This window comes from Granulicella aggregans (genome assembly GCF_025685565.1).
Taxonomy (GTDB): domain Bacteria; phylum Acidobacteriota; class Terriglobia; order Terriglobales; family Acidobacteriaceae; genus Edaphobacter; species Edaphobacter aggregans_B.
This window is the reverse complement of the sequence record NZ_JAGSYE010000001.1, coordinates 132,281-146,816: the sequence shown is the minus strand read 5'-3', so window position 1 is coordinate 146,816 and position 14,536 is coordinate 132,281. Positions and strand designations below refer to the sequence as shown.

Annotated in this window: 7 protein-coding genes; all 7 read left to right on the top strand. The window is 59.1% G+C overall.

The window, feature by feature from the left end; all coding sequences use genetic code 11:
• The first annotated feature begins 287 nt into the window (after positions 1 to 287).
• Entirely contained in the window at positions 288 to 1,424 is a 1,137-nt protein-coding gene (locus OHL18_RS00535; RefSeq protein ID WP_263372879.1) for a glycosyltransferase family 87 protein, read from the top strand.
• A 123-nt stretch (positions 1,425 to 1,547) separates the two neighbouring features.
• The gene (rplA, locus tag OHL18_RS00530; protein ID WP_263372878.1) at positions 1,548 to 2,258 is read left to right on the top strand and encodes a 50S ribosomal protein L1; all 711 of its coding nucleotides are present in this window, start codon (positions 1,548 to 1,550) and stop codon (positions 2,256 to 2,258) included.
• 90 nt (positions 2,259 to 2,348) lie between these two features.
• Complete coding sequence (gene rplJ / locus OHL18_RS00525) at positions 2,349 to 3,065, top strand: 50S ribosomal protein L10 (RefSeq protein WP_263372877.1); 717 nt, start codon at positions 2,349 to 2,351, stop codon at positions 3,063 to 3,065.
• 136 nt (positions 3,066 to 3,201) lie between these two features.
• Positions 3,202 to 3,576 (top strand): 50S ribosomal protein L7/L12, encoded by a 375-nt coding sequence (rplL, locus tag OHL18_RS00520; protein WP_263372876.1) that lies wholly within the window; start codon positions 3,202 to 3,204, stop codon positions 3,574 to 3,576.
• 706 nt (positions 3,577 to 4,282) lie between these two features.
• On the top strand, positions 4,283 to 8,752 hold the full coding sequence (gene rpoB / locus OHL18_RS00515) for a DNA-directed RNA polymerase subunit beta (RefSeq protein ID WP_263372875.1): 4,470 nt from the start codon (positions 4,283 to 4,285) through the stop codon (positions 8,750 to 8,752).
• 386 nt (positions 8,753 to 9,138) lie between these two features.
• A complete protein-coding gene (gene rpoC, locus OHL18_RS00510; RefSeq protein WP_263372874.1) occupies positions 9,139 to 13,329 on the top strand; it encodes a DNA-directed RNA polymerase subunit beta' in 4,191 nt (1,396 codons plus the stop codon).
• Positions 13,330 to 13,617: 288 nt separating this feature from the next.
• Positions 13,618 to 14,493, top strand: a complete 876-nt coding sequence (locus tag OHL18_RS00505) for a hypothetical protein (protein ID WP_263372873.1) — start codon at positions 13,618 to 13,620, stop codon at positions 14,491 to 14,493.
• Positions 14,494 to 14,536: the final 43 nt, after the last annotated feature.

The following is a 14,536-nucleotide window of genomic DNA, read 5'->3' as shown; positions in this document are numbered from 1 at the left end:
TTGTTCGTCCGTTTACCGTGAGCGGCTAAGCAGGGGTGGTCCACCGCCTTCACGGACCTCGCGAGTATCCGATGGTTGCTGCGTCTCTTCCGTGTTCCAGCACGCTCCCGGGTTGTTACTTGGCCGCTGTGCGCTCTTCAGTTAGGGTGAGCATGATGAATCCCCAGACTGGTGTTGCGATAGAAGCCTCTGGCCTTCCTCTTTCCGCGAGGACAGTCGCGGCCTTTCTGCTGGGCGTATTTCTTCTTGTCTGCGGGCTGTATCATCTGCACGTCATGAGCCGTTGGATGTCTGGCCGGTCGGACCTGTGCGCGCCTTGGGTTGCCGCTCGCGCCGCTCTCTCGGGAGGCGACGCTTATGCACCTTCCACGACCGCTGAGATACAGCGTCTGTTTTATGGCGCTCCACTTCTACCTGGGGGAAGTGAAAGGGACAAGCAGGTCTTCGCCTACCCGCTCTTCACCATCTTCTTCGTGGTTCCTCTGACATGGCTCTCGTGGCAAATTGCGCGCGTCGCCTACGTGCTTGGCGCGTTGCCGGGCGTTACGGCAGCTACCTTGTTCTGGGTGCGCTCTACGCGCGTTGAAGGTGCGTGGGACCGGCGCGTTCTCTACCTTGTCTTTGCCTTTGCCAGTTGGCCGATGCTGGTGGCGTTGCGGCATCAGCAGCTCACGCTCCTCGCGCTGGTTCTGATCTCACTCGGCTCCGTGGCCCTTGCGCGAGGCCAGTCCACCCTCAGCGGCGCCTGTTTCGCGTGTACGACCATCAAGCCGCAGGTTGCAATCCTGCTCCTGGCGTGGCTCTTCATTCGCAGTCTGAGGCTTCGCGACTGGCGATTTCAGGTGTCCTTTGTCGTCACGCTCGTGGGCGAGATCGTCGCCGGTGAACTGCTTCATCGCGGATGGTTCACCGAGTGGATGGTGGCCGCGGCCGACTACAGGCACTACACGGGAGGTCGTCCTTCGCTCTGCCTCCTCTTCGGTAGCTGGGTAGGCGGAGCGATGCTGGCAGCCGTCGTTCTCCTGAGTCTGCGGACGCTCTGGCAGACGACGCGCGTCCACGCAGACTCGCCCGACCTGGGTATCGTCTTGTCGCTTCTGCTTGCCATCACGGTTGCGCTTCTGCCCACGGGACTCGCGTGGGTATACAACCAGGCGCTTCTTCTGCCTGGATGCGTGATGCTCTTCGCGATGCCGGCGCAGACCTCTGCCGCTCGGGCGACAAGAACCTTTGCTCTGTGGTGCCTGGGAGTTTCGTTCGCGCTCGTGCCTGTGTCGGTGCTGGGAGAAGTGCTCGCCGGACCCTCTCGGGCCTGGGACTATCTTCCCTACGCGAACTTCCTCCTGCCCAGCGCCATCGCTGTCGCGCTCGCAGCTCATAGTCGCGCGAAATCGAGCGTGGAGGTTCTACAAATCGCGGCCTGAAGCCGGGTTGCACGAATTTGGATAATAAGGCATACTCATAAGAGTGCCTCCGCTCCACGCGGAAGACAGTCATTCACCACGCCCGGTGGCAACAGGTCCGAGGGGTGGGAGACAAGGATAAAGATGCCACAGAAGATCTCCAAGAATTTGGCCAAGGCGCGCGCGCTCGTTGAGCCCCGCCCCTACACCCTAGCAGACGCAGTCCCCCTCCTCCAAAAGGCCAAGTACGCGAAGTTCGACGAGACCGTCGACATCACGCTGCGACTTGGCGTCGATCCGCGCCACGCAGACCAGATGGTTCGCGGCACGGTCGTTCTGCCCCACGGATTGGGAAAGACCAAGATTGTTGCTGTAATCGCCTCGGGCGACAAGATTAAGGACGCGGAAGCGGCCGGCGCTGACTTTGTCGGCGGCGAAGAGATGGTCGAGAAGATCCAGAAAGAGGGTTGGACCGCATTCGACGCCCTCATCGCGACCCCCGACATGATGCGTTCGGTTGGACGTCTCGGAAAGGTTCTCGGACCGCGCGGCTTGATGCCGAACCCGAAGACCGGCACCGTGACCACCGACGTCGCTTCGGCGATCAAGGAGATCAAGGCTGGTAAGGTCGAGTTCCGCACGGACAAGACGGCTCTGGTTCACGTTCCGGTGGGCAAGCTCTCGTTCGACGCGCAGAAGCTGGTCGATAACGCGACCACCATTATCTCCAGCGTTCTGAAGGCGAAGCCTTCGGCGGCCAAGGGCAAGTACATCAAGGGCATCACGCTCAGCTCGACGATGGGCCCCGGAATTGCGCTTGACAACGGCGTTGCCGACGCAGCCGCTCGCGCCTAACTCACGCATTTCATGACTTCAGCCGCGAGAGTGGCGCAAAACTTCAGCCAGCAGGAACGAGACGCTGGCAGCTAAGGCTAGGAAATTTTTATGGCATTGTCCAGGACACAGAAGACGGAGAAGGTCGGCAAGCTGGCGGAAGAACTCGCCGGGTCGACATCCGCAATCATTGGCACCTTCAAGGCGTTGACCGCCGATAAGGACTTCGACCTCCGTAAGACGGTTCGTGCTGCGGGCGGTTCGTACCACGTCGTGAAGAACAAGCTGGCCGCACGCGCCAGCGCTGGAACCAAGATCGAAGCCGCTCTGCAGGGCCTCAAGGGCGTCTCGTCTGTGGCTTACACGTCGGGCGATCCTGTCGCCCTGGCGAAGGCGCTTTCGACCTGGGTCAAGGACAACTCGGAGTTCACCTTCAAGCTCGGCATCGTCGATGGCAAGGTGATCACGGTCGAGGAGGTAAAGGAACTCGCGAACATGCCGGGCAAGGAAGAGCTCTTCTCGAAGCTCCTCTTCCTGATCCAGTCGCCCGCGCAGCGTCTTGCTACCGTCATCAACGCCACTGGCCGCGATCTCGCGGTGGTCATCAACCAGGGCGTCGAGAAGGGCAAGTTTGCTGGTTCGGCTGCTCCTGCTGTTGAGACTGCTGCTCCGGTTGCAGAAGCTGCTCCAGCAGCCGAAGCGCCTCCCGAAGATGCGGCTCTCGTCGCTGAGGCGCACGTAGTTGAGTCGGCAGCAGCTGAGCAGCCTGAAAACGGAACGGCATCGCAGGCTGGTGAGGCCGCGACGACCGAGTCCGCAGAGGGATAAACAAGTTTTGCCTCATCCTGCCGGGTGCGCTTGTCTGGGCGCAGCGGAAACCCGGAAGGATGTGGGCAGCCGAGGTAGAAGATTCGCCCCGGAACGTAGTTAGCAAGACAAGTTCAGATTGAATTGGAGAAAGAAAATGGCGGACATTCAGCAGTTGGAAGATCAGATCGTTAGCCTTAGCCTGCTCGAGGCTTCGGCACTTGTGAAGAAGCTCGAAGAGCGTCTTGGCGTATCGGCAGCGGCAGCGGTTGCAGCCCCGGCAGCAGGCGGCGGCGCGGCAGCGGCAGCTCCGGTGGAAGAGAAGACCGAGTTCACCGTCATCCTGAAGGATGCCGGCGCGAACAAGATCAGCACCATCAAGACCGTCCGTGAAGTTACGGGTCTCGGCTTGAAGGAAGCCAAGGACCTCGTCGACGGGGCTCCCAAGCCGTTGAAGGAGAACGTCTCGAAGGAAGATGCGGCCGCCATCGTGAAGAAGTTCGAAGGCATCGCGACTGTCGAAACCAAGTAACAGATTTCCTCAGCTTGCAGTCCCGGCCAGAAGGCGCTATTATCTCCAATGGAGATATCGCCTCTGTCCGGGCGCACCTGTTTTATGTGCCGGGTAGAGTCTTCCCCAATTGGATAGCTCGATTCAACACTGTTTCTGCTTGATCTTTGATTCAATCCTCGAAGTCAGCTCTGATTCATCCCGGTCTATCCTGGAATGCCAGGTTATGAGGCCGGCCACGGTATGCCTCTGCGGCGGACGCACACTGTGATACAGGCAAGCCTCTAGCTCGGTGAACGAGCAAGGGTGAAACGAATTATCAGCAATCAAGAGTAAGTGCAAAAGTCGGTCTATGCGCTCCGTGGACGTTCGTGTCCGTGTGGGCGCTTTTGCCGTCTCAACCGCTTCTCTGGAGCTTTATCGGCTGCGGCGACCGTTTCTTACGGATTTATAGCAGCCGGAGCAGTGAATCGGAAGTAAAAAGTTCAGGCCCAGGGTGCATCGGGCTGCGGTACGAGAAAGTAGAGAGTCCCGGGCTACGTTTAGCCGGAAAAAATTTTTGTGCGCGGGCGAGGCTGCAGCGAGGGCAGTCAGACCCAGTTTTGAAGCACACCAGAAGTGAACCCGAAGGGCAGCAGCCGCTGCTCTTCACCTCTCGAATGCGACAGGCAGATGGATGCTTATCGCGGCTTTCGGGAGGCCTCGAAGTCAAGTCTCAGGAGAGAGCATGTCTGAAATGCGCGCGATCCGCAGCCGTCTCGATTTTTCAAAGATCCCAACATCCATCCAGATTCCAAACCTCATCGAAGTTCAGCGGCGCAGCTACGAGCGTTTCCTGCTCATGGACAAGCTGCCCCAGGAGCGCGACGACAACGGTCTGCAGTCCGTCTTCACCTCGGTCTTCCCGATCACCGACTTCCGCAACGTCTCGGAGTTGGAGTTCGTTGACTACTCCATCGGCAACTGGGAGTGCAAGTGCGGCTACCTGAAGGGGCTGAACCACCTTCGTACTGCCTGCACCCAGTGTGGACACATGGTCATCACCGATCCATTCCACCCTGGCGATGTGCTCTGCAACTTCTGCGGAACGTACAACAAGAACACGCCTGACTTCTGCACCAAGTGCGGAGATCCGGTGGGTCTGCAGTTGAAGTACGACCAGGCCGAGTGCGAAGAGCGCGGCATGACCTACTCAGCCCCGCTGAAGGTCACGATTCGCCTGAAGATCTACGACAAAGACCCCGAGACGGGCGTCAAGAGCCTGCGCGACATGAAGGAGCAGGAAGTCTTCTTCGGCGACATCCCGCTGATGAGCCAGAACGGCACGTTCATCGTGAACGGCACCGAGCGCGTCATCGTCTCGCAACTGCATCGTTCGCCTGGCGTCTTCTTTGAGACGGCGAACAACCGCACCTACTTCCTCGGCAAGATCATTCCGTACCGCGGCAGCTGGGTGGAGTTCGAGTACGACCAAAAGAACACGCTCTATGTCCGTATCGACCGCAAGCGCAAGTTCCTGGGAACGATCTTCCTGCGCGCTCTTGGCCTGCGCACGGATGAAGAGATCCTCAAGACCTTCTACACGGTCGATACCATCAACGTGAAGGAAGGCAAGCTGGGCTGGGTCGTTGCTGGCACCGACAAGGCGACCAACCTGCTCGGAACTCGTCCTGCGGCTGCTGTTACTTCGAAGGGCGAAGAGATCGCTGTTGCGACGCGCAAGATCGGCCCCAGTTCGCTGAAGAATCTGCGTGCTCACGCGATCGAGTCGGTCGAAGTGGAGACCAGCGAGTTCGATGGCGCGATGACCGCTTCGGACGTCGTCGATCTCACCACGGGCGAGCTGCTGTACGAAGCCAACCAGGAGCTGACCGCCGACAAGCTGCACAAGATCATCCAGTCGGGCGTCACCAGCTTCGAGGTCTTCTTCCCGGAGCGCGACGACGTGGGCAACATCATCTCGAACACGCTTCGCCGTGACTCCGTGCGTAAGCCGGAAGAGGCGTTGATCGAGATCTACCGCAAGCTGCGTCCAGGCGACCCACCGACACTCGACACCGCGACGGCGCTCTTCGAAGGCATGTTCTTCGATCCGCGCAAGTACGACTTCTCGCGCGTTGGCCGTCTGAAGTTCAACATCAAGCTGTATGAGAACCAGGACCCAAGCGGGCTCGACCACCGCACGCTGACGCCTGAGGACTTCTACGGGACGATCCGTTACCTGCTCAAGCTGCGCAAGAACATCGGCAACGTCGACGATATCGACCACCTTGGCAACCGTCGCGTTCGCGCTGTCGGCGAGCTGATGGAGAACCAGTTCCGCATCGGCCTCGTCCGTATGGAACGCGCCATCAAGGAAAAGATGTCGGTCTACCAGGAGATGTCGACGGCGATGCCGCACGACCTCATCAATGCGAAGCCTGTAATGGCCGCGATCCGCGAGTTCTTCGGATCGTCGCAGCTCTCGCAGTTCATGGACCAGACTAACCCGCTCTCGGAGATCACGCACAAGCGTCGCCTCTCCGCGCTTGGGCCTGGTGGTCTGTCGCGTGAGCGCGCTGGCTTCGAAGTCCGCGACGTACACCCGACCCACTACGGACGTATCTGCCCGATCGAGACGCCTGAAGGGCCGAACATCGGTCTTATCTCGTCGCTTTCGTGCTTTGCCCGCATCAACGAGTACGGCTTCATCGAGTCGCCTTACCGTCGCGTGAAGGACGGCATCGTGCTCGACTACGTTGCTGTGTCGAATGCTGGTGAGAGCGGTCTGCGCCAGGGTGACTACCTTGAAGTGAACGAAGCGAAGGCAAAGAACGCTGAGCTCAAGGCCGCAGGCAAGCGCACCATGGATCTCGAGCCCTTCAGCTTCTATCTCTCTGCATGGGAAGAGGACCGTCACACCATCGCGCAGGCGAACATCGAGCTGAATCCGGACCTGAGCATCGTGCAGGACATCGTCGATGCTCGTCGCCAGGGCAACTTCGTCCTCGTCTCGAAGTCCGACGTGGACTACGTCGACGTTTCGCCGAAGCAGCTTGTCTCGGTCGCCGCATCGCTCGTGCCGTTCCTTGAGCACGACGACGCGAACCGCGCTCTGATGGGTGCGAACATGCAGCGCCAGTCGGTGCCTCTGCTCGTCGCTGAAGCTCCGTTTGTCGGAACCGGAATGGAGGGCGTCACCGCCCGCGACTCCGGCGCCGTCATCCTGGCCAAGCGTAACGGCATCATCGACTCGGTCGACTCCGAGCGCATCATCGTGCGCGTCGAAGGCGAGCACCACCCGACGCAGCTTTCGCGTGAGGTTGGTTCGGACATCTACCAGCTCACGAAGTTCAAGCGCTCCAACCAGAACACCTGCATCAACCAGAAGCCGATCGTCCGCAAGGGCGACCGTGTGATCAAGGGTCAGGTGATCGCGGACGGGCCTTGCACGGAGCAGGGCGAACTCGGCCTCGGCCGTAACGTCCTGGTAGCGTTCATGCCATGGCGCGGTTACAACTTCGAGGACGCGATCCTCATCTCGGAGAAGCTGGTCCGCGAGGACTACTACACCTCGATCCATATCGAGGAGTTCGAGATCGAAGCGCGCGACACGAAGCTTGGACCGGAAGAGATCACGCGCGATATCCCCAACGTCTCGGAGCACGCTCTGCGCGACCTGGACGAGTCGGGAATCATCCGCATTGGCGCGAAGATTGGCCATAACGACATCCTCGTCGGCAAGGTCACGCCGAAGGGCGAGACCCAGCTCACCCCTGAAGAGAAGCTGCTTCGCGCCATCTTCGGCGAGAAGGCTGGCGATGTTCGCGACGCCTCGCTGACGTGCCCTCCAGGCATCGAAGGCACCGTCGTCGACGTCCGCATCTTCTCCCGCAAGGGACAGGAGAAGGACGAGCGCGCCAAGCAGATCGAGCAGGAGATGATCGAGAAGCTCGAGCGCAATCTCGCTGACGAGATCCGCATTCTCACCGACGAGCGTCTGAAGCGCCTTGAAGCGATTCTTGGTGCCAAGGAAGTTCTGGCGGACCTTCACGACGAGCGCACCAACAAGCGCCTGCTCAACAAGGGCGACATCCTCGATCGCGACACGATCGAGCTGATCTCGACGCGTAACCTCAAGCGTATTCGCTACGCCGACAAGGACCCGCGCGTCAACGAGCAGATCGATGAGATCGAAGAGATGACCTCGCGTCAGATCGACGTTCTCCGCAAGATCACCAACGAGAAGATCGGCAAGATGCAGAAGGGCGACGAACTCTCGCCTGGCGTCATCAAGATGGTCAAGGTCTACATCGCCATGAAGCGCAAGCTCTCTGTCGGTGACAAGATGGCCGGCCGACACGGTAACAAGGGTGTTATCGCCCGTATTCTGCCGGAAGAGGACATGCCATACCTCCCCGATGGAACGCCCGTGGAGATCGTCCTTAATCCGCTTGGTGTGCCTTCGCGTATGAACGTCGGACAGATCCTCGAGACGCATCTTGGCTGGGCCGCACATGAACTCGGCAAGCAGGTCGCCGAGCTCGCCGAAAAGATGGAGTCGGCCAACGAAGTCCGCGAGCTGTTCAAGGCGCGCTTTGCTGGGACCGCCGCTCTCAACCAGCTTCTTGACCTCGACGACGAGCAGACGATGCGCGTGGCCGCCGGCATGAAGCGCGGTATCTGGTTCGGCACGGCAGTCTTCGACGGCGCGCGCGAGACCGAGATCAAGGCGCTGCTCAAGTCCGCTGGCCTGCCGAGCTCGGGCAAGACGCAGCTCTTCGATGGCATGTTGGGCGATCCGTTCGAACAGCCCGCCACCGTTGGCTACATCTACATGCTCAAGCTGTCGCACCTGGTCGACGACAAGATCCACGCTCGCTCGATCGGACCGTACTCGCTCATCACCCAGCAGCCGCTGGGCGGTAAGGCACAGTTCGGCGGACAGCGCTTCGGAGAGATGGAGGTCTGGGCGCTCGAAGCATACGGCGCAGCCTACATCCTGCAGGAGCTGCTCACCGCGAAGTCCGACGACGTCTTTGGCCGCACGAAGATCTACGAGGCCATCGTCAAGGGCGAGGCGGCGATCGAGCCGGGTGTGCCGGAGTCGTTCAATGTTCTCATCCGCGAGCTGCAGTCGCTCTGCCTCGACGTAGAGCTCATCAAGCAGGCCGACCAGAAGAAGGTCGCCCTGCCGAGCATCGCCGCGGCTGACTAACAAATGTGGATGGCAGCCGCAAGGCTGCCATCCAGTAAGTTTCGGGAGCTAAATGCACTCCGTCGTCTTAGGTAGGTTGATCTTTATAGTTGGGGGCTTGTTAGTCTTCTCTGGTTCTCAGATCATTCGTCCCTACTTGGACGCACCAATAACTAAAGCTACGTTGATACGGGGAGTTCCACTAATAGCTCTTGGATTCTTAAGCATGACTTACGCAGGAATGCATTGGCACCACCTTTGGTCTAGTAATTGGAATTACGAGTAACACCCACAACTGAAAACAAGCACCTGGCACCAGAACCAAAGGCATCGCGATGCGCCTGGAGTCATCGCGGAACAGATTGATCTAACCGCAGCCGCCCGCTGCAACAACGGAGACGTAAACTATGTTCCGCTCCAGCCCTTTCGAACTAACCGGTCCGATCACCGACTTCGACGCCATCAAGATCCAGCTCGCCAGCCCCGAAAAGATCCGCAGCTGGTCGCATGGCGAAGTCACCAAGCCTGAGACCATCAACTACCGTACCTTCAAGCCCGAGCGCGATGGCCTGTTCTGCGCCCGCATCTTCGGACCGATCACCGACTGGGAGTGCCTCTGCGGCAAGTACAAGCGCATGAAGCACCGCGGCGTTATCTGCGACAAGTGCGGCGTCGAAGTCACCCTCTCGAAGGTCCGCCGCGAACGCCTCGGCCACATCGAGCTCGCCAGCCCCTGCTCGCACGTCTGGTTCTTCAAGGGCCTGCCCAGCCGTATCGGCCACCTGCTCGACATCAGCCTGCGTGAGCTCGAAGCTGTTCTCTACTTCGAATCGTATGTAGTCGTCGATCCAGGCGACGCGCCCGTCAAGGAGCGCGAGGTCATCAAGGATGAGACCAAGTTCCGCGAACTCGACACCCAGTACCGCCCTTCCGGCTTCAAGGCCATGATGGGCGCGGAAGCGATCAAGGAACTCCTGAAGCGCGTTGAGATCACCGAGCTCTCGATCGAACTGCGCGAGCGCATGAAGACCGAGACCTCGCTCCAGAAGAAGCTCAAGTACTCCAAGCGCCTGAAAATCGTCGAGGCCTTCAAGAAGTCCGACAACCTGCCGCAGTGGATGATTCTCGACGTGATCCCCGTGATCCCGCCAGAGCTTCGCCCGCTGGTTCCGCTCGACGGCGGCCGCTTCGCCACGTCGGACCTCAACGACCTCTATCGCCGCGTCATCAACCGCAACAACCGCTTGAAGAAGCTGATGGACCTGCACGCTCCTGAGGTCATCGTCCGCAACGAAAAGCGCATGTTGCAGGAGGCCGTCGACGCTCTGTTCGACAACGGCCGCCGTGGCCGCGTGCTGCGTGGTGCGAACAACCGTCCGCTGAAGTCGCTCTCCGACACCCTCAAGGGCAAGCAGGGCCGCTTCCGCCAGAACCTGCTTGGCAAGCGCGTCGACTACTCGGGCCGTTCGGTCATCGTCGTCGGTCCGGAGCTGAAGCTGAACCAGTGCGGTCTTCCCAAGAAGATGGCGCTCGAACTCTTCAAGCCCTTCATCTACCATCGCCTGGAACAGACCGGCCACTGCACCACCATCAAGCAGGCCAAAGAGATGGTGGAGATGCAGGACCCCATCGTCTGGGACATCCTCGAAGAGGTCATCAAGGACCACCCGGTCTTGCTGAACCGCGCCCCAACCCTGCACCGTCTTGGCATCCAGGCCTTCGAGCCCGTGCTAGTAGAAGGTAAGGCGATCAAGATCCATCCCCTCGTCTGCACCGCCTTCAACGCGGACTTCGACGGCGACCAGATGGCCGTCCACATTCCGCTCTCGCCTGAAGCGCAGATTGAAGCTTCGGTGCTGATGCTGGCTTCGCACAACATCCTCTCGCCCGCGAGCGGACAGCCCATCACCGTCCCGACGCAGGACCTCGTTCTTGGTCTCTACTACCTGACCAAGGCCAAGGTGAATGCAAAGGGTGAAGGCCGCGTCTTCGCGAACATCGAAGAAGTGTTCATGGCGCTCGAAGCCAAGCAGGTCGAGACGCTGACGCCTATCCGTCTGCGTTACACCGGCATGGTGCTCGACATGACCACGGCCTACGACGACCAGGACCTGACACACACCGAGGCGGTCGAGTTCAACAAGCAGTTCATCTCGACCACTGTCGGCCGCGCCATCCTCAACGATGCGCTCCCCGAAGGCATGCCCTACGTCAACGGCCTGCTCAAGAAGAAGGGCATTGGCCAGCTGGTCAACTACTGCTATCTGAACCTCGGCCTCGAAGTGACGGTCAAGACGCTGGACAAGATCAAGGACCTCGGCTTCACCTATGCCACCAAGTCCGGTCTCTCGGTCGGTCTCGACGACATGGTCATTCCGGACTCGAAGTACACCCTGGTTGGCGACGCCGAAAAGACCGTCCTCACCATGCAGCAGCAGTACCTCGACGGCGCGATCACCAACGGCGAGCGTTCGAACAAGGTCATCCAGATGTGGTCGGGAGTCACCGAGCGCGTCGCCGATGAGATGTTCAACAACATGAAGCGCGCCGACAAGGAAGGCGCCATGAACCCGATCTACATCATGGCCGACTCCGGTGCTCGTGGTTCGAAGCAGCAGATTCGTCAGCTGTCCGGTATGCGTGGTCTGATGGCCAAGCCCTCGGGCGAGATCATCGAGACCCCCATCACGGCGAACTTCCGCGAAGGTCTTACCGTTCTCCAGTACTTCATCTCGACGCACGGCGCTCGTAAGGGTCTCGCCGATACCGCTCTCAAGACCGCTGACTCGGGTTACCTCACCCGCCGTCTGGTCGACGTTGCGCAGGATGTCATCATCTCGCACAACGATTGCGGCACCGTCGAAGGCATCTACGTCACCCCGATCATCGAAGCCGGTGAGACGATCGAGCCGCTGCGCGACCGCATCATTGGCCGCGTTTCGCTCGAGAAGCTCAAGGACTTCGAGGGCAAGACCATCGTGGAAGTGAACCAGGAGATCGACGAAGATCTCGCCTCCGCGATCCAGGCTGCTGGTATCGAGAAGGTGAAGATCCGGTCTGTTCTCACTTGCGAAAGCAAGCGCGGCGTCTGCATCCTCTGCTATGGCCGTAACCTCGGCTCGGGCAAGATGGTGGAGATGGGCGAAGCCGTCGGCGTCATCGCGGCGCAGTCCATCGGCGAGCCCGGAACCCAGCTCACCATGCGTACCTTCCACATCGGAGGAACGGCATCGCGCGTCTCGGACGCTTCGCACATCGAAGCCAAGAACGCGGGTACGGTCCGCTTCATCAACCTCGTCACCGTCCGTTCGAAGGATGGCGGCCTGGTCGCGATGAACCGCAACGGATCCATTGCCATCATCGATGACAAGGGCCGCGAGAAGGAACGCTACGCTGTCGTCTACGGTGCCAAGATCAAGATCGAAGAGGGTACCAAGGTCGAGCAGGGTTCACGCCTCGGCGAGTGGGATCCTTACACCTTCTCGCTGCTCACCGAGATCTCCGGCACCGTCCAGTTCAAGGACCTGCAGGAAGGCGTCACGCTGAACGAGGAAGTCGATGAAGTCACCGGGCTCTCCCGTCTCGTCGTCAACGATTCCACCGACGAAAAGCGTCAGCCCGCGATCATCATCAAGTCCGCAGCCGGCAACAAGCGTTACCTCATGCCAAGCCGCGCTCACCTTATGGTGGCCGATGGCGACGAGCTGTTCCCCGGCGATATCCTTGCCAAGATCCCGCGCGAAACGACGCGTACCAAGGACATCACCGGAGGTCTGCCGCGCGTCGTCGAACTGTTCGAGGCCCGCAAGCCGCGCGACCCAGCGATCATCTCGAAGATCGATGGCGTCGTCCGGTTCGGCGAGGTCTCGAAGGGACAGCGTAAGGTCTATGTCACTGCCGACAACGGTCAGGAAGAGGAGTACAGCGTTCCCCGCGGTACTTACGTCAACGTGCAGGAAGGCGAGCGCCTTCGTGCCGGTGATCCTCTGATCGACGGCCCGCGCAGCCCGCACGACGTGCTTGAAGTGCTCGGCGAGCGCGCTGTTCAGATGTACCTTGTCAACGAGATCCAGGAGGTCTACCGCCTCCAGGGTGTAACCATCTCGGACAAGCACATCGAGACCATCGTTCGCCAGATGCTTCGCTGGGTGAAGATCGAAGAGGTTGGCGATACCAGCTTCCTCGTCGATCAGCAGACGGACCGCTTCCGCTTCAATGCGGAGAACCAGCGCGTCCTGATGACCGGTGGCCGTCCTGCAATCGGACGTTCGTTGCTGCTCGGCATCACCAAGGCGTCGCTCTCGACCGACAGCTTCATCTCGGCCGCCAGCTTCCAGGAGACCACGCGCGTTCTCACAGAGGCATCCATCAATGGATCTGTCGACACGCTCCGCGGCCTCAAGGAAAACGTCATCGTCGGCCGTCTCATCCCGGCCGGTACGGGCATGGAGTACTACCGCAACGTTCAGCTCTCACCGGAGCTCGAAGAAGCGGCAGCTCAGGTCCAGCAGGAAGTTACGGCAGCGATCGAAGCAGAAGAGCGCGAGCTCGAGCAGATGCGCATGGAAGGCGAACAGGAAGAACTCGCCGCCGAGTAGGCGTCGCATGCAGCAGACGCGCTTCGCGCAAGAACAAACACCAACGGGCTGACTCGAAAGAGTCAGCCCGTAACCTCAGAATTCACTCTTCGTTTTCAGCGGTCGATGTACACTGAAAGCCCTCACGGGAGGACGCTATGGCGAAAGACAAAACTTCTGCTAACACTAAAGCCGTGCAAAAATCCAATGACCTCCACGTCGCGATTGACGGCCTTATGGACTCTGTTAGTGAGGATCTTCTGCGGTCATTTGCTACTATCAGAAACCGTCAAGAGGAGATCAGAGTAAATGTCAAAAAAACAAGAAGCGATATCGAACGTGGAGCAAGGGCTTCAGGTAGGCCCTTCAGTCTATGACTTCTTGTACCAAGATGTGCGTCGTGTTGGTTCCCTGCTTGCTCAGTTTGAACCGTCCGGCCATCTTCAGTCGATCAAGCACATGGATGGCTATTCCGAAACTGCCGAATCCAACAAGACTCTAAAGCCAACCCTCAATCTTGCCGCACTAAAGATTGAAGGGTCTGCAGATGATAAGTTTTCAGACAGCAATACACATAGCGCCGAACGCGCCTACGACCCGCTCTGGGTAAATGCAATCTCTCTCCTTACCTATTTACAAAATGCAGATTTATTGAAGAGGAATTTGAATGCTGCCAGACTTGGACAGATCGTTCTCGCTTCGGGTGGGCTGCAGGTTTTTGACATGGCGACGCTTCAGAGGCTCTGGTCGGAGCCGAAGATACTTCAAGAAGTCTTAGCTCAGATCGGCGAAAAGGATAGTGCAAGCAGACAGCAGATTCAAAAGAAGACAGGGATATTGAAGCTGTTGAGCATCATGCCACACCCAGTTCAGGCTGTCCTGAACACTGGCGATCATAAGATTTGGGCTGTCCTGAACGATTCAAGCCTTGAGACATCCGCTGCGAGCATATTCCTGAAATACGGAACACACGTCGAGGGAGAATGGAATATGCTTGGTGTTCTGGATGCTTTTCCAGATTCGCAAGATACAGCAAGCGGATCGGAAGACGATCCAGAAGCAAACAACCTCATAGATCTGATGGCTAAATTAAAGGATTTGGCTCGAAGGCTTGGAAGACCCGCTGCAGCGTATGGCATGACTCCGTTGCTTATCTTCCGACAGATCGTCACTAGCGTCAGCTGAACATAGTGTGAAGGTTCACTGGTCTTTTCCGGATTGACCCCAC

Bases quoted from the DNA above. Each gene is read 5' to 3' on its own strand.
- OHL18_RS00535 (WP_263372879.1), top strand. From the start codon at position 288: ATGTCTGGCCGGTCGGACCTGTGCGCGCCTTGGGTTGCCGCTCGCGCC.
- rplA (WP_263372878.1), top strand. From the start codon at position 1,548: ATGCCACAGAAGATCTCCAAGAATTTGGCCAAGGCGCGCGCGCTCGTT.
- rplJ (WP_263372877.1), top strand. From the start codon at position 2,349: ATGGCATTGTCCAGGACACAGAAGACGGAGAAGGTCGGCAAGCTGGCG.
- rplL (WP_263372876.1), top strand. From the start codon at position 3,202: ATGGCGGACATTCAGCAGTTGGAAGATCAGATCGTTAGCCTTAGCCTG.
- rpoB (WP_263372875.1), top strand. From the start codon at position 4,283: ATGTCTGAAATGCGCGCGATCCGCAGCCGTCTCGATTTTTCAAAGATC.
- rpoC (WP_263372874.1), top strand. From the start codon at position 9,139: ATGTTCCGCTCCAGCCCTTTCGAACTAACCGGTCCGATCACCGACTTC.
- OHL18_RS00505 (WP_263372873.1), top strand. From the start codon at position 13,618: ATGTCAAAAAAACAAGAAGCGATATCGAACGTGGAGCAAGGGCTTCAG.